The 25,927-nt window shown below is 25.6% G+C and carries 26 protein-coding genes and 1 riboswitch; all 26 genes read right to left on the bottom strand.

Annotation, left to right across the window (positions count from 1 at the left end; translation table 11 throughout):
- Nucleotides 1–629: 629 nt before the first annotated feature.
- On the bottom strand, nucleotides 630–941 hold the full coding sequence (locus EJJ37_RS09335) for a heavy metal-binding domain-containing protein (RefSeq protein WP_133015310.1): 312 nt from the start codon (nucleotides 939–941) through the stop codon (nucleotides 630–632).
- A 37-nt stretch (nucleotides 942–978) separates the two neighbouring features.
- Nucleotides 979–1,659 carry a CPBP family intramembrane glutamic endopeptidase gene (locus EJJ37_RS09330; RefSeq protein WP_133015309.1) on the bottom strand — a complete coding sequence of 227 codons (681 nt, stop codon included), beginning with the start codon at nucleotides 1,657–1,659 and terminating at the stop codon, nucleotides 979–981.
- A 67-nt stretch (nucleotides 1,660–1,726) separates the two neighbouring features.
- Entirely contained in the window at nucleotides 1,727–2,185 is a 459-nt protein-coding gene (locus EJJ37_RS09325) for a hypothetical protein (protein ID WP_133015308.1), read from the bottom strand.
- A 672-nt stretch (nucleotides 2,186–2,857) separates the two neighbouring features.
- Nucleotides 2,858–3,328, bottom strand: a complete 471-nt coding sequence (locus EJJ37_RS09320) for a UPF0158 family protein (RefSeq protein WP_243124860.1) — start codon at nucleotides 3,326–3,328, stop codon at nucleotides 2,858–2,860.
- Nucleotides 3,329–3,469: 141 nt separating this feature from the next.
- Nucleotides 3,470–4,024, bottom strand: coding sequence for an ECF transporter S component (locus EJJ37_RS09315; RefSeq protein ID WP_133015307.1), 555 nt, complete (start codon nucleotides 4,022–4,024; stop codon nucleotides 3,470–3,472).
- 30 nt (nucleotides 4,025–4,054) lie between these two features.
- Nucleotides 4,055–5,029: a nucleoside hydrolase gene (locus EJJ37_RS09310; RefSeq protein WP_133015306.1), complete on the bottom strand. Its 975-nt coding sequence runs from the start codon at nucleotides 5,027–5,029 to the stop codon at nucleotides 4,055–4,057.
- 198 nt (nucleotides 5,030–5,227) lie between these two features.
- Nucleotides 5,228–5,272: riboswitch (PreQ1 riboswitch) on the bottom strand.
- A gap of 89 nt (nucleotides 5,273–5,361) precedes the next feature.
- Nucleotides 5,362–5,829: a hypothetical protein gene (locus EJJ37_RS09305; RefSeq protein ID WP_133015305.1), complete on the bottom strand. Its 468-nt coding sequence runs from the start codon at nucleotides 5,827–5,829 to the stop codon at nucleotides 5,362–5,364.
- A 130-nt stretch (nucleotides 5,830–5,959) separates the two neighbouring features.
- The gene (locus EJJ37_RS09300) at nucleotides 5,960–6,376 is read right to left on the bottom strand and encodes a hypothetical protein (RefSeq protein WP_133015304.1); all 417 of its coding nucleotides are present in this window, start codon (nucleotides 6,374–6,376) and stop codon (nucleotides 5,960–5,962) included.
- 144 nt (nucleotides 6,377–6,520) lie between these two features.
- Nucleotides 6,521–7,252, bottom strand: a complete 732-nt coding sequence (locus tag EJJ37_RS09295; protein WP_133015303.1) for an ATP-binding cassette domain-containing protein — start codon at nucleotides 7,250–7,252, stop codon at nucleotides 6,521–6,523.
- Between the two features lie 19 nt (nucleotides 7,253–7,271).
- Nucleotides 7,272–8,168, bottom strand: coding sequence for a glycine betaine ABC transporter substrate-binding protein (locus tag EJJ37_RS20675; protein ID WP_338032262.1), 897 nt, complete (start codon nucleotides 8,166–8,168; stop codon nucleotides 7,272–7,274).
- Nucleotides 8,168–8,761: an ABC transporter permease gene (locus tag EJJ37_RS20670; RefSeq protein ID WP_243124859.1), complete on the bottom strand. Its 594-nt coding sequence runs from the start codon at nucleotides 8,759–8,761 to the stop codon at nucleotides 8,168–8,170. Before EJJ37_RS20670 ends, EJJ37_RS20675 begins: the two co-directional genes overlap by 1 nt.
- A 131-nt stretch (nucleotides 8,762–8,892) precedes the next feature.
- Nucleotides 8,893–10,107 (bottom strand): MFS transporter, encoded by a 1,215-nt coding sequence (locus EJJ37_RS09280; protein ID WP_133015301.1) that lies wholly within the window; start codon nucleotides 10,105–10,107, stop codon nucleotides 8,893–8,895.
- A gap of 73 nt (nucleotides 10,108–10,180) precedes the next feature.
- Nucleotides 10,181–11,374 (bottom strand): MFS transporter, encoded by a 1,194-nt coding sequence (locus tag EJJ37_RS09275; RefSeq protein ID WP_133015300.1) that lies wholly within the window; start codon nucleotides 11,372–11,374, stop codon nucleotides 10,181–10,183.
- Nucleotides 11,375–11,541: 167 nt separating this feature from the next.
- Nucleotides 11,542–11,925 (bottom strand): MerR family transcriptional regulator, encoded by a 384-nt coding sequence (locus tag EJJ37_RS09270; protein WP_133015299.1) that lies wholly within the window; start codon nucleotides 11,923–11,925, stop codon nucleotides 11,542–11,544.
- Nucleotides 11,926–12,117: 192 nt separating this feature from the next.
- Complete coding sequence (locus EJJ37_RS09265; RefSeq protein WP_133015298.1) at nucleotides 12,118–12,933, bottom strand: MerR family transcriptional regulator; 816 nt, start codon at nucleotides 12,931–12,933, stop codon at nucleotides 12,118–12,120.
- A gap of 17 nt (nucleotides 12,934–12,950) precedes the next feature.
- Nucleotides 12,951–14,261, bottom strand: a complete 1,311-nt coding sequence (locus EJJ37_RS09260; protein WP_133015297.1) for an MATE family efflux transporter — start codon at nucleotides 14,259–14,261, stop codon at nucleotides 12,951–12,953.
- Between the two features lie 182 nt (nucleotides 14,262–14,443).
- Nucleotides 14,444–15,013 (bottom strand): 50S ribosomal protein L25, encoded by a 570-nt coding sequence (locus EJJ37_RS09255; protein ID WP_166484727.1) that lies wholly within the window; start codon nucleotides 15,011–15,013, stop codon nucleotides 14,444–14,446.
- Nucleotides 15,014–15,184: 171 nt separating this feature from the next.
- On the bottom strand, nucleotides 15,185–16,048 hold the full coding sequence (locus EJJ37_RS09250) for an anti-sigma factor domain-containing protein (protein WP_133015295.1): 864 nt from the start codon (nucleotides 16,046–16,048) through the stop codon (nucleotides 15,185–15,187).
- Between the two features lie 4 nt (nucleotides 16,049–16,052).
- On the bottom strand, nucleotides 16,053–16,766 hold the full coding sequence (locus EJJ37_RS09245) for an RNA polymerase subunit sigma (RefSeq protein ID WP_338032261.1): 714 nt from the start codon (nucleotides 16,764–16,766) through the stop codon (nucleotides 16,053–16,055).
- Nucleotides 16,767–16,858: 92 nt separating this feature from the next.
- Nucleotides 16,859–17,536, bottom strand: coding sequence for a hypothetical protein (locus EJJ37_RS09240; RefSeq protein WP_133015294.1), 678 nt, complete (start codon nucleotides 17,534–17,536; stop codon nucleotides 16,859–16,861).
- A 180-nt stretch (nucleotides 17,537–17,716) separates the two neighbouring features.
- Nucleotides 17,717–18,478 carry a hypothetical protein gene (locus EJJ37_RS09235; protein WP_133015293.1) on the bottom strand — a complete coding sequence of 254 codons (762 nt, stop codon included), beginning with the start codon at nucleotides 18,476–18,478 and terminating at the stop codon, nucleotides 17,717–17,719.
- Between the two features lie 203 nt (nucleotides 18,479–18,681).
- Nucleotides 18,682–20,442, bottom strand: a complete 1,761-nt coding sequence (locus EJJ37_RS09230; RefSeq protein ID WP_133015292.1) for an ABC transporter ATP-binding protein — start codon at nucleotides 20,440–20,442, stop codon at nucleotides 18,682–18,684.
- Nucleotides 20,442–22,247: an ABC transporter ATP-binding protein gene (locus tag EJJ37_RS09225; RefSeq protein WP_133015291.1), complete on the bottom strand. Its 1,806-nt coding sequence runs from the start codon at nucleotides 22,245–22,247 to the stop codon at nucleotides 20,442–20,444. Before EJJ37_RS09225 ends, EJJ37_RS09230 begins: the two co-directional genes overlap by 1 nt.
- Nucleotides 22,248–22,388: 141 nt before the next feature.
- Nucleotides 22,389–23,444, bottom strand: coding sequence for a HAMP domain-containing sensor histidine kinase (locus tag EJJ37_RS09220; protein WP_133015290.1), 1,056 nt, complete (start codon nucleotides 23,442–23,444; stop codon nucleotides 22,389–22,391).
- On the bottom strand, nucleotides 23,437–24,114 hold the full coding sequence (locus tag EJJ37_RS09215; RefSeq protein WP_133015289.1) for a response regulator transcription factor: 678 nt from the start codon (nucleotides 24,112–24,114) through the stop codon (nucleotides 23,437–23,439). The genes EJJ37_RS09220 and EJJ37_RS09215 overlap by 8 nt, the downstream gene beginning before the upstream one ends.
- 334 nt (nucleotides 24,115–24,448) lie before the next feature.
- A partial coding sequence (locus EJJ37_RS09210) for a sensor histidine kinase (protein WP_204596857.1) occupies nucleotides 24,449–25,927 on the bottom strand: 1,479 nt, incomplete at its 5' end.

Genomic DNA, 25,927 nt, shown 5'->3' with positions numbered 1-25,927 from the left:
ATTTCCTCCAAAAAACTTAAAACAAAACTCCGCTAAATATATATCAACGGAGTTTCTTTGATAAAGATTAAATTATTTTATTTCGCTAGTAAAAGCACAACAGAAATTAGGTTCATTCATATTGATTGGTTGCTTTTCTAAAACAACTATTCTTCTTGATTTTTTCATAAAACTTCCCTCCTTTCAACTATACTAATATCATTTATTAGTATTGTTAAATTACGATTTTATTCTACCAATTTTATTTTTAATAAAGACAGTATATGTTGTAAAAACCATTTTTTATGTTATAAAAAACTTTTTAGTATTTTTAACTAATTATATATAATAGTACAAAAATATTTGAATAAATTGGACCAGTATTTATTATAAGTATTTAAAAGGGACAGATCCCCCCTCTACCTAGAGCAGAAAAAACTTACACAACAGTTTACAAAGATAGTGCTAGAACTCAAAAGTTGGCGATACAGTAGTCGCTGAATATTGTGACTAATAACTCCATATATAAAAAATCGCTATTTATAAAATAAAAAGAACTTTAATTTAGAAAATACTAAATTAGAGTTCTTTTTATTAAACACTATATATGTATTTTTTAAATAAGATCATAAATGTTTTATATCTTTCAATTAAACCAATACAGCTGTTCCATATGCAACCATTTCTGCTGCTCCTGTTGTTACTGATGATGACATTAATCTCATTCCTATAATTGCATTAGCTCCTAACTTCTCTGCTTCACAAATCATTCGTTCTATTGCTATTTTTCTAGCTTCAGTTAACATTTCGTTATATCCTACCATTTCTCCACCTACAAGATTTTTTAAAGAAGAACCAATATCTTTTCCTATATGTTTGCATCTTATAGTACTTCCCTTTACTAATCCCTTAATCTCTTTTATTTCTTTTCCTGGTATATTATCAATTGTCAATATAATCATTTAAAATCACTCCTTTATTTATATAACCAATCATTATTTATGCAATTGCTAAAATAATTATCCCAATTAAATTATTTAATATATGTAATAAACTACTAGTTATAACATTATCACTTTTATAGTATATGAATCCTAATATAAGACCTGTACATATATATGGTATAACTACAATTATTTCTTTAATATTATGTATATGAATTAATCCGAAAATAACTGATGATAAAATTAAAACACTAAATATTGATAAATATTTTCTACCTTCTCCAATAAAAATTCTTCTAAATATTAATTCCTCATTTATTGGTCCAATAATTACTGTTACAAGATAAAAACATATAAGCATTAATTTTGCTGATCCTTGTTGCATATAACTAAGAGTTTCTTGGTTGCTTCCCTGTTGTTGTATAAACATTCCAACTATAATATTTGCAATTATTATTGAAATAAATCCAATAGCAATATACTTTAAATTCTTTTTCCAATTTAAAGCAAAATCTTTTAGTTTGATTTTTATTTCTCCTCTAAAAGATAAAAAACCAATAATAAATAAAATAAAGTGGCTAAAATAAAAAATTATTGTTAAGTATTCGCTTGCTTTTATAACATTATCTTTAGCAATAAAAATCATTATATTTGCTGTAATTGGTAAATTTATCAAAATTATCATAAAAACTAAATAGTAAATTAATAATATCTGTATTTTGTATTTTCTTAACATTTAAGCCCTCCTATTTTTCATAATTATATATTCAAAATTAATTATGAAAAAGTTATATATTTTTCTTTTATTTTAAACTTGCTCTTATTAGCTTTAAATTTTTAACTTTTTTATAAAAAAGTATGTATGCTACTAACATTATAGGCAATATAAATACTCCTACAATAAACCAAGCTGGTTTCACTTCATATTTATTAGCTATCCCCAAATATGCTTGTATCTGTATGACAATAGACCATATAATTAATGCTATATTTAGTAGAAGTAAAAAACCACTATCAGTAAACTCCGTTAAGAAGTTTACTATTGTTACTCCAACAAAAACCCAAATGTACCTTATATCTCTATTTCCAACTTTTAATAAGATAATCGTATTTAATAGTGGTATCCAAGCAAACCATTTTTTCTCTATTCCTTCGAGTTCTGCTGCACTGAATAAAGATAATCCCATGAAAACATATGTTATTATTCCAAATATAATTGTTCCAAAAGCAAATATTAATAACATAATTAATAAACTCTCCATAATTTTAATCCTCCTATTTTTTTATTTATATCATAATATTTCAACTGTAATAATATATTAATTTCATTACAAAAGTAATTATTCGTTGTAAACACTTAAAACTTTGTAGTAAAAACCTATTTTTATAGATATTCATATCTTCACCTAGTTAAAATTTAAAATATTTATTTTATATAAAAATATGTCTCTAAATAATACTTTTACTCTCTATTACTTTTTAGCATCTCATTAATGAATTTCATACTATCAATAAATTCATCAATATTAACTTTTATATTTTTTGAAGAATCAAGTTGATCATTTTAATAAATAAATTTCCCTATATATTTACATTTATTTCAAATAAAACCACTATCTCATTCCACATTAACTTACTCACTTTGTTCTGCTACTTAATATTCCATTTGGTCTACTATCTATAACTTTTTTCTTTTAATTATATTATTCTCCCCTCTCGCTTAAATTTTTGTATTCTCTTATCAACTGCTCCTTTAGTTCTATTTAACTTTCTAGCAATCTATCTTGCATAATATTCTTTTTAAAAAAATTTAATACTCTATTAACACTAAAAATACGTTAATTTATTTAATAAAAAAGAACAATGTATCAATATATTTAATCTATCTAAATATATTGATACATTGCTTTTTTTATCCCCAATTCTATTTTAAGCTAATATTGAAATTTTATGTTATTATCATTACACCACTTAATAGCTAAATTTCTTTCAGCATCTTCTCTATAATCATACCATTCATTAATAAGACCTTCATTTTCAATTGATTGCCTTAACTCGCTAAAAGAATCTTTACTGTTTAATATTTTATTCCTTAATTCTATATCCTCTATATTATTACAAAACTCAATCATCATACCATACTCATTAATATCCTCATGAGATGGAAGTTGAATATAGTCACTTGGATTTTCCCTAAAATCATGAAGTGAAAGTATAAGTTCTTTTTCCCACTCTTCAAAATTATCTAAATTATGTATATCATCAGCTTTGTAAGTCGCAGTACTACTATCCTCTATATACATTATAACACCTGTATTTTTATTATAGTAATGTTGTAATAATTCTCCTTCAAATTCTATACATTCTATTACATCGCTTAAATCTACTTTTAATTTATTACTCAAATAATCACATCTTTCTTATTTATTACTTTTTCTTAAAATTAATTAACATTATTATATTAGATTATTCATAGTATCTCAATAAAATATAAAAATAATCATACCAAAATCATATATATAATTTCAGTATGATTATTTTATATCTTATACTCGGCTTGTAACCTTTATATTTGCAGGCAACGCTTTTAGTATTGTTAATACAAGTAAAACTGTAATTCCCTTATCTATTAAATCAAATAATATTTGTGTAGAAAATACACTTGTTACTATATTTACTCCAGCTTCCTTTAAGTACATTACAATAAAAGAAGTACCAGAAGAAGTTATACCACCAAAAACAAAAGCTGAAATTAATGATGCTACAATGGATCCCATTACAGTTGTTATTATAATTCCTAAAATTAAAAATTTACCTTTAAATAAATTCTTTTTATAACATATTCCTGCCATTAAACCTATAATTGCTTGAACTGGAATAAAATATAGTGAATATGGATCAAAAGTTAATCCATTAATTAATGAAGTTACCATTCCTGTTAACATTCCACTAACAGGTCCAAATAAAAATGCAGATAAAAATGTTCCTATTGTATCAATAAATATTGGTAATTTTAATGTTGTAGCAATAAATGCACCTACAATATTTATTACAACAGCTATAGACATAATTGTAATTTTAAAGGTATTACTTCTTTTCATAATAAAATCCCCCACTTATTTATATTTTAATTAGTTAACTCCATACTTAGGATTATTAAGCACTATTGCAATATCATTTTTACTTTCTGGAAATATTCTTTCAAGAAACATTTTCATAAATCTTTTAGAATCTACTTTTGTCAATATACGACCATTATGCTCTTTTCTATAGAAATTTCCTACATCAACTAAAGTTTGTCCTACTGCTTTTCCATCTGTGACTATATCTAAATAAGATGTAAAACCGTCACAAAGAGTCCTATCTATAAAATAAGCTACTGCTAAAGGATCATTTATTACACAGCCTAAAGTTCTTTCCTGCTTCCAATGAAAATCAACATAAAACCTAGTTATATCTACAATAAAATTAGCTATATCCCCTCCTATTTGCTTAATAAGTTCTATAAGGTTAGGGGTTAATATTATTTCCCTAGTAACATCTAATCCAACCATTGAAAAAGGTACTTTACTTCTATCAAAAACCTCTTTAACCCCATGAGGGTCTACCCAATAATTAAACTCTGCAACTTGCGAACAATTTCCATGAGATCTAAAAGCTCCTCCCATTGAAACTATTTCATTTATCATATTAAATCCTTCTTCATCTCTTTCTATTGCTTTTGCCAGATTAGTTAATGGACCTAATGCAATTACACTTATATCTCCTTTCCTTGAATTCTCTAAAATGAAGTCAACACCACCATAATTAATTTTTACATCTGCCTCTTCATAATTAGTTTCACCAAGGCCATCTTCTCCATGTGTATCTTGAGCTGTTATAAGTTCTCTCTCTAATGGAACCTCTTCTCCAATATATACAGGTATATCTTCTCTATTCATAATCTTCAATACCTTTAATGCATTTTTTGCACCTTGATCTGCTTTAACATTTCCTGAAACTGTAGTAATCCCTACAATTTCTAGTTCAGGTGAATTCAATGCTAAAATTAAAGCTAATGAATCATCTATACCTGGATCACAATCAATTATTACTTTCTTTTTCATTTTATCTGCTCCTTTACTAAATAAATATAAAATTTATATTGAGTAAATAAAAAAAGGAATAAACCTATAGTTCATTCCATCACAAAATAAAGGGAGCTATACTTAATAGCTCCCTCATATATTAAAATCTAGTATTATTTTATTGAAATTTTCACAACAAAATTATCCTAACATCTTTAAGAAACTTAAAGTTTATTAGGGGTCCTAGTTTTTTATAGAGGGATGGTTACGAACCTCTCTCAGAATTACTCTGAGTATATAAATTTTACATATTTAGTATATATGTTTTTTGAAAATTTATCAATATTAAACTTTATTTGCAATTAAATTATTTACTTATTAGATGAATTTTTTAAATTCTCTTGAAATTCTTTTACAGATTCTAATGCTTTTAAACATTCATCACCATCATTTAGATTAATATATAATAGAGCTGAAACATTTTCGCCTTTTTCACTTATTCTTGTTGCCACTCTATAATGATCTTCAAGTTTCTTAACTTCCATTTTATATATTAAGTCTAAATGAGTTATTTTTCCATTAAGCATTACATTTATATTATCTTTTTCTATCTCTAATGTAACATTCTTTTCAGTTATTCCTTCGCTTATATTTCCAAACTTAGTAAATGTGTATGATGCTTGATTATAATCAAATCTATTACTCTCTTTTAGATTTTCTAAAATATATTCTCCATCTTTAACAGCTTCTATAAATTCTTCTTCCTCATAAAAACGATATTTTCCAATATAGTCTAAAGTATAGCATCTAAAAATATTTATATCTTTAAGTTTATCCACTATAAATCACATCCGTTATCTTATTTTAGTATAAAAAAATCTTCCGTTTATTATAGTGTATCCTATCTTAAAATATTATATTATCAATATCATCTAAATCATTATCCTCATCATAATCATACATGTCATCTTAATCATTGTCATCATACTTATCATCAAAATCGTAGTTATCATCATACTTATCGTATATATCATCTAAATCCTTGCCTAAACCTAATTCTCTTTCCTTTAACTCTATTATATTTTCTATTATATCATCATATTTCTTTCCAAATTGAACTTCTAACTCATTTTCTAAAATATCATCCCACTCTTCGCCATTCTTTTCATATAAATCTACTGCCCAATTAGAACCATACTTATTATTTATATAACTTTCTATTTCAGATTTTAAGACTTCAATATTTTCATTAGCAGTATTATTTACTGGTGTAACTCCTACATAACTTTTATCATTATTTATCATCCTATTATTTGTTGCTGCCCAAGTTGTTACTCCTACTCCACATACAGCTGTTAATACTAAACCAATCATTAATTTTTTCATAATTTAAATTCCTCCGATTTCTTTATTCACTATTAAATACATTAATATTTTTAATTTTAGGTACCTTTTCCAAATAAAAAAAGCTATTTCATAATAAGTAAAATTTAAAGTTTACTTATCTATGAAATAAGCTTTCTAAAAAAATTATGCTCCAATTAAATTTCTAACAAAACTTGTTTTTGGATTTCTTACTACTTCCTCTGGCGTATCATTTTGAACTATCTCACCTTTATCCATCACAATTACTCTAGTCCCTAATTTTAATGCTTCCTTAATATCATGTGTTATAAATATAATAGTCATATTGAACTGCTTATATATACGTAATATTTCATCTTGTAAAAGTCTTCTTGTTATTTCATCTATAGCTCCGAAAGGTTCATCCATAAGTAAAATCTTTGGATCACTAGCTAATGCTCTTGCAATTCCAACTCTTTGTCTCTGTCCACCTGACAGTTCATTTGGATATCTATCTAACATATCTTCTTTTAATCCTACAACTTTTATTAACTCCTTAACCCTATTTTCAACTTTTTCTTTACTATCTTTTTTTATTAAATTGGGAATATACGATATATTTTTTCTTACATTCATATGTGGAAATAATCCAATCTCTTGTATTACATAGCCTATCCCTCTTCTTAAAGCTATTTTATCTATCGTAGATATATCATAATTATTTACATAGACTTGTCCAAAATCCGGCTTAACTAATCCATTAATTAATTTTAAAAAAGTAGTTTTACCACATCCTGAACTTCCAATAATAGTAACAAATTCCCCTTTATCAATCTTTAAATTAATATTTTTTAATATCAATTTATCTCCATATACTTTTTTTACATTTTCTACTTCTATAAGACTTCTTTCCTTCATTATTCTCCCCTATTAAATATTACTTTAACAATCCCTTATCTCTTAAGAAATCTTCTGCAACTTTCTTTTCATCTTCTTTTTTAGATTCAACCCTATAATTTAATTCAGCCATCTCACTTTCTGTTAAAATATTATTCATTTTCATTAATACCTCTTCAAGTTCTGGATACTTTTTTAGTATATCGTTACGTATAACAGTTCCACAATAATAGGTTTGATAGAAATTTTTATCATCTTCTAACAACACAACATCAGAATCAGCTAGTTGTCCATCTGTTGTGAAAACATTCATTACATCTATTTCTTTAGAATTTATAGCATTATACTTAAGACCTATATCTAAATCTACAGATTTTTTAAAACTCATTCCATACTCTTCACATAAAGCATCAAAACCATCTTCTCTTTCATAAAAATCATACTCAGCTCCAAAAGTTAAATCTTCTGAGTATTTTGCTAAATCTGAATAAGTTTTTATATTATATTTTTCTGACAAATCTTTTCTTATTACTAATCCATAAGTATTATTAAATCCATATAATCCAATCCAACTTAAATCATAATTATTTTTATATTTTTCTTGTAATTCCTTATATAAAGTTTCATCATCTGGAATTCCATCTTCCTTTAATACGAAACTCCAACCTGTACCTGTGTACTCTGGATAAAGATCAAAATCTCCCTTTACTATTGCTGGATGTATATTACTAGTACCTCCACCTATTCCTTTTGTAATTTCTACATTTAAATCTGTATTATCTTCAATAAGTAATTTTATCATTTCACCCAATATAAATTGTTCTGTCATTGGCTTTGTCGCAATTTTAATAGTATCACTTTTATTAGAACAACCAAATGATGGTATAGATAGTAGTGCAATTAATATAATAACTAGAAATCTTTTCATATATTTCATTAACCTAACCTCCAGCTTTTTTTTATTTTCTTTTCAATTTCACCAATTAAGAAATCAGCTATTAAAGCTAATAATGCAATTAACAAACTTCCTGCTATTGTTAGTGTTGAATTATTTGTTGTAATTCCTCTATAAACTGCAACACCTAATCCTCCTGCTCCAATAAAAGAAGCAATACCTGTAAGAGCAATTGTCATAACAACCATATTTTTAAAGCCAGCTAAAATTACTGTAGTAGCTAATGGAATTTTAACTTTATATAATATTTGAAACTCAGTACTGCCCATTCCCCTTGCGGATTCTATAATAGATGGATCTATATTATCTATTCCTGTATATGTATTTCTAATCATTGGTAACAATGCATATATTGTAAGGGCTATAACTGCTGTAGTATTTCCAATCCCCGAAAAAGGTATTAAAAATCCAAGTAAAGATATTGATGGAATGGTATAAAGAAAATTTGTTATTGATAGAACTAAAGTTGATGTCTTTTTATATTCACTTATTATAATACCTAATATTCCACCTAAAACAGTTGCTATAAATATAGATATTCCTGAAATCTTTAGATGTTCTAATGTTAACTCCAAAAAGAAATCTCGTCTTTCAATATATAGATATATTAAATCTCTAATTTTTTACACCTCCATATTTTCACTATTCTTTATATAATACTCTTAATAAAACAAAAAAATTTCCTAAAAAAATAAATTTAGGAAATTTATGCACTAAAAACTTTCTTTTTTAATAATAAAAAAATAACATAAATTATTACTGTTGAAATTAATAATATAGGGAAAAAATATCTTTTATTTAATTCATATATACAAGATGATATAATAGGTGCTATTGCATATCCTAGAGATTCACATGCACCTACAACTCCAAAAACTATTCCTTTAATTTTTTCATTTTCTCCAAACTTAAGTAGAGAGTTTTGAAGAGCTGAATTTAAAAAAGTTGCACCTAAAAAATATATAATGATTACTATGGTAAATACTACTATACTTTTTACCATTGATAATGTAAATAAAGATATTATCATAACCATAAATGATATAATTAATTGCTTCTTTACACCTATTTTATCACTAGTCACTCCACCTAAAGGTGCAAAAATTCCAAATACAAATAAGTAAATTGAAATTATTACTGATGTATAAAAAGGAGTAGAATTTAACACTTCTTGCCCATAAAAAGGAAAAATAGATACTATAGCTCCATAAATAAAATCACCTAATAAAGCAATACAACCTAAAAGAATTATTTTAGCTAATAGTCTTTCATTTTTTATTGTTTCTATTATTCCTTTTATTTTACAACTAATACTTTCTTTCTCTTTTTTACACTTGTTAACAAATTTAGCTTTTCTAATTTTTATAATTATAAATATTATTGTTAATAAAATTCCAATTGAAGTTAAATAAAATACTAATTTATAGTTATTTAATTTTGTAAATATAAAACCTCCAATAATAGCTCCAATTGCACCGCCAAGAGTAAAAACAGCTGATGCATATCCTGTACATTCGCCTCTTTTATCTTCATCTAATGATCTTGATAATAATGAAAATGTTGCTGGAGCAGATATGCCAAGAACAGCGCCTTGAAGTATATAAATAATACTAGCCATAAAACCACTATTAGTAAATGTATATAATAAAGGAACTAAGGTCATCAATCCAAAAGAAATTATTAATACTAATTTATCTCCTAATTTATCACATACAATCCCAACTAAAACTTGAGCAAGAGCCTTTGAGATGCCATATACAGACATTACTATACCTATTATAAATGTGCCTAATCCTAATGTATTAAAGTATAATGGAATTATTGGTATCATTAAGCTATAACTAAATCCAAATAAAAGTCTCTGAATACAAAAATACAATAATTCTTTTTTCTTAAATACTATATTATCTTTTATACTCATAATATACTCCTATACAATAAAACAAAATACTCTTATTTTAGTATTTATTACTATAGTTTTTATTATTCATATATTATTTATTGGATTTAGAATATAAAAAAACATATATCAACGTAACTAAAATAGATACTATTAATAAACCTAAAAATAAATAGTTTTTATTAAAGTTATAAATCCAGGATGATATTAATGGACCAACGGCATAACCTAATGATTCAGATGCTCCTACAAATCCAAATACAAAACCTTGAATTTTAGGAATAGATCCAAATTCTGAAAGGGAACTTTGTACTACCGCATTAAGAAAAGTAGCTCCTAAAAAATATATAACAATTATTACAGTAAAAATTGTTATATTTCGAGTTATTATTAATCCTAATAATGTTAAATTCATTATAGAAAATGATAAAATAAATTGCTTTCTATTTCCAATTCTATCACTAACCCATCCTGCTATAGGTGCAGCTAAACCAAAAACTAATAAATATGTTGATATTATTGAAGATGTATAAATAGTTGATACCCCTAATACTTCTTGTCCATAAAAATGAATTAACGCTACTACACATGAATATATATAATCCCCTAAAAATGCACTTGCTGCTAAAATAATAATCTTATAACTTAAATTTCTTATTTTTATTTCATATAAAATATCATTTATATTATCATTATTTTTAACTTTTACATTTATATTTTTAACTTTTTTAACTCTAAATGTTACATATACTAAAGTAAAAAATATACCTACTGATGATATATAAAATATAACATTAAAGCTTTTTGCTTTTGCTAATATATACCCTGCTATTGCTGCACCTATACCACCTCCTAATGTAAATACTGCTGATGCTAATCCCGTACATGCTCCTCTCCTTTTTGGATCCAAAGTTCTAGCTAATATAGAATATGTTGCTGGTGCGGCTATTCCAAGTATAGCCCCCTGAAGAACATAAATAGTACCTGCTTTAAAGCTTGTACCAAATAATACATAAGCAATTGGAATTAAGGACATTAATATTAAACTTAACTTTAATGTTAATTTGTCTCCTATATTATTAGAAATAATTCCAAATGGAATTTGAATTAAGGTTTTACTAACTCCATATAACGAAATTACTATTCCTATTGTTACAGTTCCCATACCAATAGATTTAAAAAACAACGGTATAATTGGTATTAACAAACTATAACTAATTCCAAAAATTAGCCGATATATGCAAAATCCTCTAAACTCTTTATTATTTAATAAAAATTCATCATTCATATTTTTATTTGCTCCTTAAACATAGTTAAATAATATTATATTTATTCAATTATGTTTAATATTATTAATAACTTGCTTTTAATTAAAAAATAAAAATCCCATAAGAAATTACTCCAATGAACTTCTTATGGGATGATATGTAACTTTATTTTTCTAATACCTTTTCACTAATCACTTATTTTTAATTCCTCTTCAAATTTCAACATACGCTCTTCATATCCATCTATCTTTTTATCTAAAAACTTTAATGTATCTTGTAATTCATTAATTTTTTCAGCAATTTGCTTCCTTTGCTCAAATAATAATTCTTTTCTTGCTGAAATTGTATCACTACCTTTTTGAAATAAATCAACATACTCAATAAGAATTTCAATAGAAAGGCCTGCGCTTCTAAGACACTTTATGAATTTTACCCATTTACAGTCATTTTCTGTATAATCTCTATTACCACTGCTATTTCTATGTACTGGTGGAATTAGTCCAATCCTTTCATAATAACGTAATGTATCTGCTGATAATCCATACTTTTTACTAACCTCTGTAATTGTCATTTAATCTTCCCCTTAATCTATATTAATTTTTCATATTTATTATACTTTAATTTCACTCTTAAAACCTTTATATTAATATAATATCACTTAGAGTTAACTCCAACGCAATAATTTTATTAAATTATAAAAAATAATAAACCTAAAGAAAATATTCACTTCGTTAGGTTTATTTATATAATAATTCTTATACTATTATTTAATTTGTATTTCTAGTTGAATTATAGATTTTTCAGCCTCTTTAGTATTTACTCTTGATAATATAGAAAATTCATTAAAATCACCGACTGTTTCTATATTATTCTTATTAATATAATCAAGCATCATTTTGTAATATCTTAAATTATTCTTATATCCATCATCATAATACATGGTAAGGTAATTCCCTCTTGGTAGTATTACATTTCCAGTCTCTTCACATATATTTTCATGTTTATAAAGCATTATAGCATTATAAACCACCTTATCTTCTACTTGTAATATATCTAATGATGCTCGAAATACTAATTCAGAATGTAACATCCAATTATCTTTTTCTGACTCAAGTAAAATTTTTCTTAAATTTAATTCTATATCTTTTTCGTCTTTTAATATACATTCATACTTTTTAACTACTCTTTCATCATTATACTTAATAAATATTTTATTTTCTTCAACCTCTTTAGTTTCTTTTAATCTATCATCTAAAAAGTTAATATAGGATTTAACAACTTCAAGTTCCTTGATTTTTTCATCTAATACCCTTCTTTGTTTATCAATTAGCTTCAACATAGAATCTACTGATACTTCATTTCTTAATAGCTCTTCTATTTCCTTTAATGACAATCCTATAAGCTTGCACTGCTTTAATAAATCAATCTTTATAAATTGATTTAATGAATAATACCTATAATTATTTTGTTCATTTATATAAGCTGGCTTAAGAAGTCCCATTTTATCATAATATCTTAATGTTTGAATTGGAACATTGGTTAATTTAGATATTTCTCCAACTGAAAAATAAGTTTCCATCTTAAAAGTCTCCTAAGTTAATTTGAATTTTCAATAGCCTTTATAGTATAAGACTTAATATTAATAGAATACCTCAATATAATAAAAGTTAGCAACTCAGAAATAAATAAACTAATCCATATACCATTAATTCCTAGCAATTTAGATAAAATAAATAATGATATAGGAAGTAATAATATACTTCTACAAATACAGAAAATATTTGAAATTTTAGGTTTACTTATTGCTTGATAATAGACTGTACTTGTTAAATTAAAACCTACCATAATAAATGCAATATTTATTAAGTTTAAACCTATATATGCAATATTAGCAATTGTTGAGTCTGAAGTAAAAATTGATATCATACTCTTTCCAAACACAAAGCATACACCTATAAACACTATATTTATTATAAATGCTGTTTTCATTGTTATAGAGTAGTATTCCAGCATTTTATCTGATTTTTTTGCTCCATAGTTATAACTTAACAATGGTTGTACACCAAGGGATAATCCTAATAATACCATATAAATATTAGTTGTTATATAATTAATTATTGCAAATGACGATAAGGAAGTTTCTCCCCCATAGTTAACCAAGGCTAAATTCATAAAGAATATTATTATAGAAAAACTTACTTCTGCAAAGAAAGATGGAAAACCTATATTTATGAATTCTTTTATTGTTTCTTTTTCTAATCTAACATTTCCAAATTTTAAAATCCCTTTATTACTTATAAAATGAGGTATTAATATAGCTATAGTAACTATTTGCCCAAGTCCAGTTGCAATAGCAGCACCTTTTATTCCAAGACTTAATGGAAATATAAATATATAATCTAAAACTATATTAGTTACTGCACCTGATAAAGTCGATATCATTGCAAGCTTTGGTCTACCATCATTTCTAACAAAACTATTTAAAGCAATTCCTATTAAATTTGGAATACAGAATAAACTATAATATTTTAAATAAGTTGAAGCTAGTGGAACTAAATTATCTGTAGCACCTAATATTTTTACTATTCCTTTTGAAAATACTATAGAAATTAAGCTTATACATATACTTAAAATTAGTAAAAACTTAAAAACTTGTCTAAATATCTTTAATGCTTTATCTTTATTATTACTCCCTATATTCTTTGATACAAGGTCTCCACCACCAACTGCAAACATTGTTGCAATTCCAAATAGCATTATAGTAAATGGCATAACTATATTAACTGCTGCTAACGCAGAATCTCCAACACCTTGTCCAACAAAAATCCCATCAATTATTGTATATAGTGATGAAACAAACATGGCTACAGCTGAAGGAAGTGCATATTTAAAAAACTCTTTTATCATGATTATACCTCCATATTTTGTTTCCTTAATCATGATAAACTCTATAGTAACTATAGAGTCAATAGTTATTTCAAATTTTATAAAAATAAGAAAACTTCCGTAAAAGTAAAAAACTTTACAGAAGCTTCCTCAACTTATTTCAAATTATAAATATTTTAAATAATAAATCTTCTAAAATAATATTATTCTATTTGCTCTTGATTTACATCTTTATTCCTAGAATTATAACTTATTTTAGCCACTGCTAAGTCACCATTACTTTCTAATACAATTTCACTTGGTATAGATAAATCCTTAATAAAAATTTGACTTCCTTCTTCTAATTTTGATACGTCCACAGTTAAAGTATCTGGAAATTTATCTGCCTCTCCTTGTAATTCAACATCTGTAATAAAAGACTCTAATAATAAACCTTTAGAATCTAAAGCTTCTTGTCCAACAAAATTTACTGGAATTTTCAATTTAACTACATCACCTTTATTTATACTTTGGAAATCTATATGAATTATCTTTCCAAAAGCATCTTGTTGCATTTCCTTAACTATACATTTTTTCAAAACTCCATTTAACCTTAAAGATACAATTGAACTTTTAGGATATTTTAATAATCTAATCATTTCTTTTTTAGTCATTTTAACAGCTAAAGATTTATTACGGTCATTTCCATAAATAATACATGGAATTTCTCCATTTCTTCTTAATTTGTTTCCCTTTTCACTTCTTTCACATATGTTGAATACTAAATTATCCATTACAATCCTTCCTTTATCTTTCATATTATATAATTTTTTTATTTGTATATACTATTTTATTCAATATAATTATTCAATATTACTGTTTGTTTATAGTCATAATTAATAATATATTATTTACTTTTAAAACATAAAAAAAAATCGCACTATAAAAATAGTACGATTTTTTTATTAATCATGATCATCATATTCTTCATCTTCATAATCTTCATGATCATCATCTTCTTTATCTTCAGTTTCATCTTCTAATCTATCTTCAATCTCATCTTGAAGCTCATCTAGTGCATCTTCATTTAAAAATACATTACTATTATTAGCTTTTAGTAGTTCTAGTAGTTCTTGAGTACTTAAATTTTCAAAAGCTTCCTCAACTCCATCTTCATCGAGCTTTGCTATAGCTTCATATTTACCTAAACTTATACCTTGCTCTTCTGCTTTAGCTAAACTTTCTTCATTTCCTTTAATAAATGCTATATTTGTATCAGTAAAAGTAGTTTTTACTATATTTTGAACTCTCTCTTCATATTCAAGATTATCTCCACCTAAGAATGAGAATCCAACTAAAATAGAATTGCCATTACCAAGGTAATTCTCACTAGTCAAAATTTCCTTTAATTTAATAGCACCTTCCTCTACTGTTAATCCTTTTATAACTTCTATATTTAACATGTTTGCATCATTATTTATACCTTTAACATTTAGTATTTTTCCTTCATTATCTAAATCAAACTCAATACTAGGATTAACATCAAAAGTTAATACTGCATAAGTGGTATTTAAGCTAGGTGAAAACATATTAAATATTGGATTAATTAAAATAATTATAAGTGCAGCAACTGCCCCTAAAGGAATTAACCAAGTTTTTAAAGTTTTATTTTTAGATTCTACTTTTACATTATAAATATCTTCATCTAAACAAAATATTATTTCTCCTACTTTTAACCCCTCTTTTTTATTTACTCTAACTATTTCGCCTCCCTCTTTCATAACAATTATATACTTCTCTTTTATTTCCATAACAATTGCTTTAAACATATTTTCACCTCCTTACCCATAACTTTAAGTTTCTAAAATTCTTATCTAATATTATTACTACCGAAATAATAAATCTTTTACTTCTTTTAAGTATTTTTTCTGTAACAGAAAACTTTAAAGAAATTTGTTTTATTGGCAATCTTCTTTTTTCATACATAAAATTCTTTAATATAACTTCATCATTAACTTTTTCAGAAATTGATATTGCTCTTTTTCTAGTATCATCATGCTTTGGTGCCTCTTCTACCAGATCCTCAAAAGAAAATCCAAACTTATTTATTTCATCTTTAAGCTTACCTATTTCTATTGAAATTTCATCACTGCCTTCTATTTCAGTATGATAAATATCTTCAATATTAATTCCACTTTCACTTAACTCCTCTATAGATTCTACTTTATTATGTTTATTTTCTCTAACAAGATGATTTTTGACTCTGCTGCTAATTACAAGCTTTGCAAATGATGAAAATATCCCTTTATTTTCATCATATTTATCAACAGCTTCTTTAAAAGCCATTAATGCAATACTAAACTCATCATCATTTTTAACTGACACATATCTTCCCGTAATTGAACTTACAGTCTTTATTATAAGTGGCATGTAATTATCAATTAAAATATTTATATCCTTTCCATTAATATCATTTATATTATCTTGAAAAAATCCGTTCATAATAATAACTTGATCACCTCCTATTTTAAAACCTTGAAATATCATTTGATTCCTTCTGTATATAAGTAGTTCATATATATCACTCTTTTATATTATTAGATACAATTATACTTTTTATCTTAGGTACTTTTTTAATATTACTTAATTAACTTTTCTGCTTCAATTATCATATCTAAAGATATTCCATCATCCTTGACTAAAATAGAGTTCAGTGTTATTCCATTAAAGTTTTCTTTAGAAAGAATTACTTTGCTATTTTCATATTCAACCTTAATATCACTACTAATAAACCAATCTTTTACAAATGTCTTTAAAGCTAAATTTACAAAAAAATCTGCTAGCTTCAAATCAAGAATCTTAACTGAAACAATATCAATGACTAAATCATTATTATTGTTTAAAGATGGAGTTATGTTAACTTTAATTGGCGTATCAATCTTATCTGTAACTGCATAATTTACATAAATATCAATGCTATTATTTTGTATATCAAGTTCAATGTTTTTCATTTTATCATTATTAGTATTATCTAAAAAATAATTTATCCCATTTAATATGGCTATTTTAGGTGCAAAAATTTTTCCTCTAACTCCAATTACAGGGTTATTTATTATTTCTAAATTTTCAGCTTTAACACCAGAGATAGCATTTAAAAATTCTAGCCCTTCAGTTATTTCTTCATTATCTATAGTTTCACTTTTTATTTCTTCATTTATTATTGGATTATTTCGCTTATTCATAATAATAAATGATATACTTCCTATAATAAATAAGAAAATTAATATTAATATAACTACATTTCTTTTTCTTTTCATAATATACCTCTTTTTATCTATCTATTATTTTTAACAATTATAACATAGACATATAAAACCCAAAAATACTTAAATAAAAATTATAAATTCATGCTCTTTTTTATTTTTACTATTTTTTAAGTTTGACTATTTTAAAAATAAAAAAATTATCTCATAATTTTAATGAGATAATTTTTTTAATTATTCTTCAAATAACCTTAGTACTCTTTCTACATAATCTTGACTATAACCTTGATTTTTAAAATCTTCTATATAAAATTTATCAACTACTTTATCTTTTCCCAAACTTTTCAATTTACTATCTATTTCATATATAACATTCTCATAATTTTCATCAACTACTTCAATAGATCCTCCAATTAAGCTTATTTTTGTACCATCACTCATAACTAAATTATAGTATACATTACTTTCTTTACCTTTAGTGAAGCCTAATTCTAGTTTTTCTACATCATCATAATAATATACCTTATCTGAAAATACTGTTTTATGAATTATTTCATTATTTGTTACTGCAGTATAGTTAGTATAGCTAAATACAATAATTCCAACTACAAAAACAATATATAATACTTTTATTAAATTACTTTTTGCAAACTTATTTATATCTCTATCAACCTTTATAGTCCATCTTACTAAAGGACTATAGGAGTCCATATTATCATATATTAGCTTTCCCTTACTCTTAGAAGATACCTTTTTAGTTAAAAATCTTCTATTAAGTTTAAATATTATTATACATATAACCGAAGCAATAAGCACCATAATCGCTGCCATACTCTCTGAAGATATAGTATAAAGTATAAATGATTTTTTTTGAGAAATTACTTTATGAGTTTCAATAAATAATAAATTTCCTCCTAGAACTAAAGCTATAGTAGTCACAATAATTACTAAATATTTTAGAATCCATTCCAGAAACTCTTTAACTGACTTGTTCAAAATGCTCACCCACTTTTATATTAGGTTTACCCCAAAAATCTTTAATACTATTTTACTACCTTTTCAGATTATTATCCATATAAAACACTTATATCTAATACTTCTCTTTAAATAAATAATAAAAAGAGATTATATGCTGTTTCTATTAAGACAACCTATTACCTCTTTTTATCCTTTAAATCTTATCCCTTAATGCTTTTAATTTAAGCTGCTTGTTCAAATTGGCTATTATATAATTCAGCATAGAATCCATCCTTAGCAATAAGTTCATCGTGATTACCACTCTCTAAAATATCTCCATCCTTTAATACAAGAATAACATCAGCATTCTTTATAGTTGAAAGTCTATGAGCAATTACAAATGAAGTTCTACCTTCCATAAGTTTATCCATTGCATTTTGAATTAAAAGTTCTGTTCTTGTATCTACTGAACTTGTAGCTTCATCTAAAATTAACATTGGAGCATCTTTAATCATTGCTCTTGCAATTGTAAGCTGTTGTTTTTGACCTGCGGATAAATTAACTTTATCATTTAAAATAGTATCATATCCATCATGTAATGTTTCAATAAAGTGATCTAATCCAACTGCCCTACATGCCTTTTTAATTGCTTCGTCAGAAACATCTTTTTTGTTATATACTAAATTTTCTCTAATTGTACCTTCAAATAGCCATGTATCTTGTAGTACCATACAAAATAAATCATGAATATTTTCCCTTGTTAAATCCTTTGTAGAAATATCATCAATTAAAATTTCTCCACTATTTATTTCATTAAAACGCATTAATAAATTTACTAGTGTTGATTTACCAGCTCCTGTAGGTCCAACAATAGCAACCTTTTGACCAGGTTTTGCAATTGTAGAAAAGTCATTTATTATAATTCTATCTGAACCTTCATATCCAAACTTAACATTTTTAAATTCTACTTTTCCTTTAGCATTTTCAAGAGAAAGCGTCTTATGACTTTCATCTTCCATTTCTTTTGCTTCTAAAAATTCAAATACACGATGACTTGCAGCCGCTGCTGATTGTAAATTTTGTACTGCTTGTGCCATTTGAGCTAAAGGCTGAGTAAAGTATCTAACATACATTATAAATGCTACAATTACCCCAAATGAAATATTTCCATTCATTGCAAGTGCTGCACCAACTATACAAACTACAACATAACCTAAATTACCTATAAAAGTCATAATAGGCATCATAAGTCCAGATAAAAATTGTGCTCTAAAGGTACTATTTTTAAGTCTAGAATTTAAATCTCTAAATTTACTATCCATTTGTTTTTCTGCATTATATGCTTTTATAACAGTATGACCTGAATATACCTCTTCAATATGACCATTTATTTTACCAAGATAATCTTGTTGGCGTCTAAAGTATTTTTGTGAATTTTTCATAATAATAATCATTAATCCAAATCCAATCATAGTAGCTAAAATTGCAGCTACTGTCATTATAACGTTTGTCTTTAACATCATAATTAAAGATCCAAAAAATAAACATATTGCACTTATTAATGTTCCTACACTTTGGTTTAATGCTTGTCCTATTGTATCTACATCATTTGTAACACGAGAAAGTAAATCACCAGTAGTGTTATTATTATAATATGACATAGGTAATTTATTTATCTTCTTAGAGATATCACTTCTTAATCCTTTAGAAACCTTTTGAGTAACAGTTGCCATAATATATCCTTGAGAAAAAGTTAAAATGGCACTAAGAACATAAATAGCAACTAGTGTTAAACCTATAGACGTTATTTTCTCTAAATCAATATTAGTCATTATTCCATCTGTAATTATATCTGTCATTTCTGAAAGCTTATCTGGTCCAATTAAAGATAATATAGTTCCTATTACTGAACTTATAAGAGCAATAACTATTACTGGAATATACTTTTTACAATAAGTTATAAGTTTACCTAAGTTCTTTTCTGATTTTTTCTTTTTACCCATTATACAACCTCCTCCTTTGTAACTTCTGAACAAGCTACTTCTTTATCTACAGCTAACTCTTCTTTTGAAAGTTGTGAATATGCAATTTCTCTATATACATTACATGTTTTCATTAAATCATCATGTTTTCCAATCCCAACCATTTGACCATCTTCTAATACGATAATCTTATCTGCATCTTTTATGCTACTAATTCTTTGTGCAACTATAAGCATTGTTGTGCCTATGCTTTCCTTTTTTAAGAACTTACGAAGTTTACTATCTGTTTTATAATCAAGTGCTGAAAAAGAGTCATCAAAAATTAATATTTCTGGATAACGAGCTATTGCTCTTGCTATAGATATACGTTGCTTTTGCCCTCCAGAAAGATTAGTACCACCTTCTGAAATATGTGCCTCATATTCACCCTCTAATTTTTCTACAAACTCAGATGCTTGTGCTGCATACACACCATAAACAACATCATTTTTTGTAATTTCAGCTTTTCCATTTTCTCCAAAAGCTACATTTGATTCAATTGTCCCTTCAAATAAAGTAACTTTTTGAGAAACATATCCTAACTTATTTCTAAGATACTTTTGATCATACTCTTTTACATTAACTCCATCAACTAATACTTCACCTTCTGTAGTATCATAAAAACGCGGAATAAGATTAATTAATGTACTTTTTCCTGCACCTGTTGCTCCAATAAATGCAATTGTTTCTCCTCTATTAGCTTTAAAACTAATATTCTTTATAACATAATCATCTGCATCTGGATATTTGAAGCTTACATTTTTAAACTCTACTTCTCCAAGTACTCCAACTGGAGATTGTGTTATTGTACCGTTTTTTATTGTTGCCTTAGTATCTAATACCTCATTAATTCTTTTTGCAGCTACAGTAGCACGTGGCATCAAAATAAACACCATAACTAGCATCATAAATGCCATTATTACTTGTATTGCATAGGACGAAAATACTATCACATCAGAAAATAATCCCATCTTATCTGGAAGAGCAGCATTTTGAATTAGTATTGCTCCTACCCAGTAAATTGCAAGGCTAACACCACTCATTATAAAAGTAATAGTCGGCATAAGCATTGCCATAACTCTATTAGTAAATAAGTTAACCTTTGTAAGATCATTATTGGCAACTTCAAATTTATCTTCTTGGTATTTTTCTGCATTATATGCACGAGTAACAGAAATACCTGAAAGATTTTCTCTTGAAACACGATTTAAATTATCTGTTAATTGCTGAAGTATTGTAAACTTTGGAAGCGCTAATACTATACAAATAACAACAATAACCATTAATACAATTACAGCAGCAGCTACAGTTAACGACAACTGCCAGTTTCTACCTACAATTTTTAATATTGCCCATACTGCAAGTATAGGTGCTTTTACTAAAGCTTGTAATCCCATAACTATAAAAGTTTGAATTTGAGTAATATCATTTGTAGAACGTGTTATTAAGCTTGCTGTAGAAAAATTATTTATTTCTTCCATAGAAAATGATTGAACTTTATCAAACATCTTGAATCTAAGCCTTGCAGATAAGTTTGCAGCTATTGTTGCAGCTAAAGCTGCAACAATAATTGAAGCTATTAAACTGCCTAACGCACAAAGCAACATCCATCCCCCTGAAGTTAAAATTTCACTCATTTCACTACCAGGTGTTTGGACAAGTTGTGTAATTTCACTCATATAATCTGGTAATTTTAAATCAAGCCATACTTGTGAAACTACAAAGATTATACTAATGGTAAATATTATCCATTCTTTCCCCTTAAAGTTCTTAAATATTTTTAACATATATTAAATCTCCCTCCTTGTTGTCTTGATTACATACTAAATTGGAAAGATTAACTGAAAATAAACTTTCACTAAACTCTAATTCATAACTAAAAAAAGACCATACTCTCTTTAAATGAGTATGATCTTTTTTTCATAAATTTAGTCTTTAATATTAGATTCTATAGGAAGTATAATTGTAAACTTAGTTCCCTTTGAAATAATACTATCACATTCTATTGTCCCACCATGTAATTCTATTATTTTTTTAACTATAGCAAGACCCAAACCATTTCCATGAGTTGCATGAGATGTATCTCCTTGATAGAATTTATCAAATATTTTAGGAATAGATTGCCTTACAATTCCAAGTCCTGTATCTGTAATATTTATAAAAATATTTCCTTCTTCCTTTTTCATATTAACACTAACTAGTCCATTTTTATTATTAAATTTAATAGCATTATCCAATAAATTTACCCATACTTGATTTAACATTTCCTTATTACCATTTATATAACAATCTTCAATATTAATATCTAACAAAATATTTTTAGCTTGAAACTTTGAATCTAATAGCAAAATACTTTGACGAATTTGTTCTCCAATATTAAATCTTTGTATATCATTTAATATAACCTGAGTCTCTATTTTAGAAAGATTTAGTACATTTGTAGCAAGAGAAGATAATCTTTTAGACTCTTCTATAATTATATCTAGATACTCATTTTTTTCTTCCTTAGATAAATCATCATCCTTTAAAATTTCTGCAAAACCTTTAATTGATATAATTGGAGTTTTAAATTCATGTGAAAAATTATTTATAAAATCTGTCCGCAATACTTCAATTCCACTCAATTCTTCTGCCATAGCATTGAAGTTTTTAGATAATATTCGAAATTCTGGTGGTCTTTTTATATTTAAACGTGCAGAAAAATCTCCACGAGATAATTTCTCTGTTGCCTCAATAAACTCTCTAACATTTTTTAATACCATTCTACTTGAACAAGCTGATACTATAACCCCTATCAATATACAGGAAACTAATGTTATTACAGGTAATACCATTCTACTTTTAATATTTCTTTCATTTAAAATTCCTATAGAAAATGATAAATACATTAAAACACCTGTAATAAATGTAGTTATTAAATTAATAATAAATATGAAAATTCCAAAATGCATTGATAAAGTTATTCTTTTACTTATCTTATTCATTATTTTTTACCGCCTTATATCCTAAACCACGTACTGAGATTATTTCAAATTCAGGATAAGAATCAAAACGCTTTCTTAATCTATTAATATGAACATTTACTGTGGTATCACTACTTTCTGTTTCCATCCCCCAAATTTCATCCATTAACTGAATACGTGTAAAAATTCTATCAGGATAAGACAAAAGCTTATATAATAAATAAAACTCCTTTTGAGGAAGTGTTTGCTTTTCATCTTCACGTGTTACAGTTAAAGTATCATAATCTAAAACTACCTTTCCAACTGTAAGCTTTCTAGCACTTGCAATTTGTGATCTTCTAAGAAGTGCTTTAATTCTTAAAAGCATTTCCTCTGTATCTATAGGTTTTGTCATATAATCATCTGTTCCTACTATGAATCCTCTCTTTTTATCTTCCGGGAGTTGTTTTGCAGTAGCCATAAGTATTGGTATCATACAATCTGCATCTCTAAGCTCTTGTGCAAATTCATATCCATCCATATTAGGCATCATTATATCTAAAATAATCAAATCTACATGATGATTATCTAATACTTCCATTGCTTTTATTCCATCTTCAGCTTTTAAAACTGAATACCCCTCTCTTTTTAAAATAGTTTCTAATAACTTTCTTGTATGTTTATCATCTTCAACAACTAATATATTAACCATACTCTTCCCACCTTTAGTATTATTAAAATTAAATTTTCTTATTAAAAATTATATTTAAATAAAATCTACTTACTAAATTATTTTTTATAAATAGATTTTTACTTTTATAATAATACTAAATTATAAATTAAAAATAAACTTTTAAAATTGTACTATTAGTTTATTTTCTACTTTAACACCAATAAAAATATTTTAACTACTACATTCTCTAAATCAGATGATATTATAAATAAAAAAAAGCTTAAATAAATCTATTACTATATAGTAGCCTTAATCTAATAATATAAAAAATCTCAAGGATACATAAGTTTCCTTGAGATTTTAACTATTTATTTTAAGATACCTCATAAATATCAGATAATTCTAATTCTATATTATGTTTATCAATACTGTAAATTTTAAAATCTGAAGATTCAATTTGTATATTAGGTAATAATATTTTAAAAGTACTGCCTACATTTACTGTACTTTCTAGTTTTATATCTCCAGAATGAAGATTAATTATAGATTTACTAATACCAAGACCCATTCCACTACCTTCATTCATACGAGTAAAAGATTTATCAGCTTGGACAAAATTTTCAAATATAATCTGTTTATTATTTTCTGAAATGCCAATTCCCTCATCTATTATATCTATTTCTACCCACTCTTCATTTACTAAAATATTTACAAATATGTTTGTATCCTGCTCAGAAAACTTTATTGCATTTGACAATAAATTAAGGATAACTCGTTCAATCATAGTTGCATCACATTTTATAATATGCTCTTCAATATTAGTATCAAATTGTATATTAATATTTTTTAATAATGCATAATTTACAACTGATAATGTTACATCTTCTACAATAGCAATAATATTATAATTTCCAAAATTAGCACTTAAAATCCCTTTATCTATCTTTGATATATCAACAATATTATTTATTAACCTTTGCATTCTCTTACAATTTATATCTAAAGGTTTTTTATATTTCTCATATATTTCCTTAAAATCAATACTTTCATTTTTACTATACATATTTAATAATTGAAGTGTAGAGTATACCACATTCAAAGGGGTTCTTAATTCATGAGAAACATTTGAAAAGAATTCATTTTTAGATTTATCATACACTTTTAATTTTTCAAATTCTAATTCCATTTTTATCTCATCAGAAATATCCATAAATGAAACAGATATAGCACTTTCCTCATCCATTTCTATTAATTGAACAGTGCAATCAACAGTTATATCCTCAGCTTCATCTTTTATTATCCCTCTCCATCCTTTATTCTCATGAAGTAATTTAATAATTTCATCTGACTCTAGTGATCCATTTCTCATTTTAATCAATTCTTCAAATTTATATAAATTTATATCATTACCTAGTAATCCCTCACTCTTCAGTTTTTTATTAGCATATAATAATTCTCCATTCTCTTTACATATAAACATAAAACTATGCTTATTATTTTCAACTAAATTATAAAATATTTTAAAATTATTATTTAATATTCTTGTCTTACATATATACATATATAATTCTATAAACGCACCGCAAATAACTATTAAAAAGCTAATATATGTTATTGATACTGAAACTAATTTCAAATAAAATGATATATTGTTTACTCCATATATAGCTATCATTGCTTTAACAGAAAGCATAGATATACTTAATGATAAAACCACAAATAAATATTCTTTCTCTTTTATCCCCTTAATAAATAGCTTAATTGAACATAATATATAAATTATAATTAATAGTCTATTATAATTTACAAAAATAAAATTTGAATGATATAGTCCATAAAATTTAATATTATG

It is taken from the genome of Clostridium cuniculi (assembly GCF_004353185.1).
Classification (GTDB): domain Bacteria; phylum Bacillota; class Clostridia; order Clostridiales; family Clostridiaceae; genus Clostridium; species Clostridium cuniculi.
The sequence above is the reverse complement of the archived record's forward strand: the minus strand, read 5'-3'. Positions and strand labels throughout refer to the sequence as shown.

Excerpts from the sequence above, each read along its gene's own strand:
- EJJ37_RS09295 (WP_133015303.1), bottom strand. The coding sequence starts at position 7,252 with ATGAAGGAAAGAAGTCTTATAGAAGTAGAAAATGTAAAAAAAGTATAT.
- EJJ37_RS09260 (WP_133015297.1), bottom strand. The coding sequence starts at position 14,261 with ATGATAAAAGAGTTTTTTAAATATGCACTTCCTTCAGCTGTAGCCATG.
- EJJ37_RS09270 (WP_133015299.1), bottom strand. The coding sequence starts at position 11,925 with ATGACAATTACAGAGGTTAGTAAAAAGTATGGATTATCAGCAGATACA.
- EJJ37_RS09245 (WP_338032261.1), bottom strand. The coding sequence starts at position 16,766 with ATGATATTTCAAGGTTTTAAAATAGGAGGTGATCAAGTTATTATTATG.
- EJJ37_RS09265 (WP_133015298.1), bottom strand. The coding sequence starts at position 12,933 with ATGGAAACTTATTTTTCAGTTGGAGAAATATCTAAATTAACCAATGTT.
- EJJ37_RS09275 (WP_133015300.1), bottom strand. The coding sequence starts at position 11,374 with ATGAATGATGAATTTTTATTAAATAATAAAGAGTTTAGAGGATTTTGC.
- EJJ37_RS09325 (WP_133015308.1), bottom strand. The coding sequence starts at position 2,185 with ATGGAGAGTTTATTAATTATGTTATTAATATTTGCTTTTGGAACAATT.
- EJJ37_RS09230 (WP_133015292.1), bottom strand. The coding sequence starts at position 20,442 with ATGGGTAAAAAGAAAAAATCAGAAAAGAACTTAGGTAAACTTATAACT.
- EJJ37_RS09330 (WP_133015309.1), bottom strand. The coding sequence starts at position 1,659 with ATGTTAAGAAAATACAAAATACAGATATTATTAATTTACTATTTAGTT.
- EJJ37_RS09310 (WP_133015306.1), bottom strand. The coding sequence starts at position 5,029 with ATGAAAAAGAAAGTAATAATTGATTGTGATCCAGGTATAGATGATTCA.
- EJJ37_RS09280 (WP_133015301.1), bottom strand. The coding sequence starts at position 10,107 with ATGAGTATAAAAGATAATATAGTATTTAAGAAAAAAGAATTATTGTAT.
- EJJ37_RS09300 (WP_133015304.1), bottom strand. The coding sequence starts at position 6,376 with ATGAAAAAATTAATGATTGGTTTAGTATTAACAGCTGTATGTGGAGTA.
- EJJ37_RS09255 (WP_166484727.1), bottom strand. The coding sequence starts at position 15,013 with ATGGATAATTTAGTATTCAACATATGTGAAAGAAGTGAAAAGGGAAAC.
- EJJ37_RS20675 (WP_338032262.1), bottom strand. The coding sequence starts at position 8,168 with ATGAAATATATGAAAAGATTTCTAGTTATTATATTAATTGCACTACTA.
- EJJ37_RS09250 (WP_133015295.1), bottom strand. The coding sequence starts at position 16,048 with ATGTTTAAAGCAATTGTTATGGAAATAAAAGAGAAGTATATAATTGTT.
- EJJ37_RS09215 (WP_133015289.1), bottom strand. The coding sequence starts at position 24,114 with ATGGTTAATATATTAGTTGTTGAAGATGATAAACATACAAGAAAGTTA.
- EJJ37_RS09240 (WP_133015294.1), bottom strand. The coding sequence starts at position 17,536 with ATGAAAAGAAAAAGAAATGTAGTTATATTAATATTAATTTTCTTATTT.
- EJJ37_RS09315 (WP_133015307.1), bottom strand. The coding sequence starts at position 4,024 with ATGAAAAGAAGTAATACCTTTAAAATTACAATTATGTCTATAGCTGTT.
- EJJ37_RS09335 (WP_133015310.1), bottom strand. The coding sequence starts at position 941 with ATGATTATATTGACAATTGATAATATACCAGGAAAAGAAATAAAAGAG.
- EJJ37_RS09225 (WP_133015291.1), bottom strand. The coding sequence starts at position 22,247 with ATGTTAAAAATATTTAAGAACTTTAAGGGGAAAGAATGGATAATATTT.
- EJJ37_RS09220 (WP_133015290.1), bottom strand. The coding sequence starts at position 23,444 with ATGAATAAGATAAGTAAAAGAATAACTTTATCAATGCATTTTGGAATT.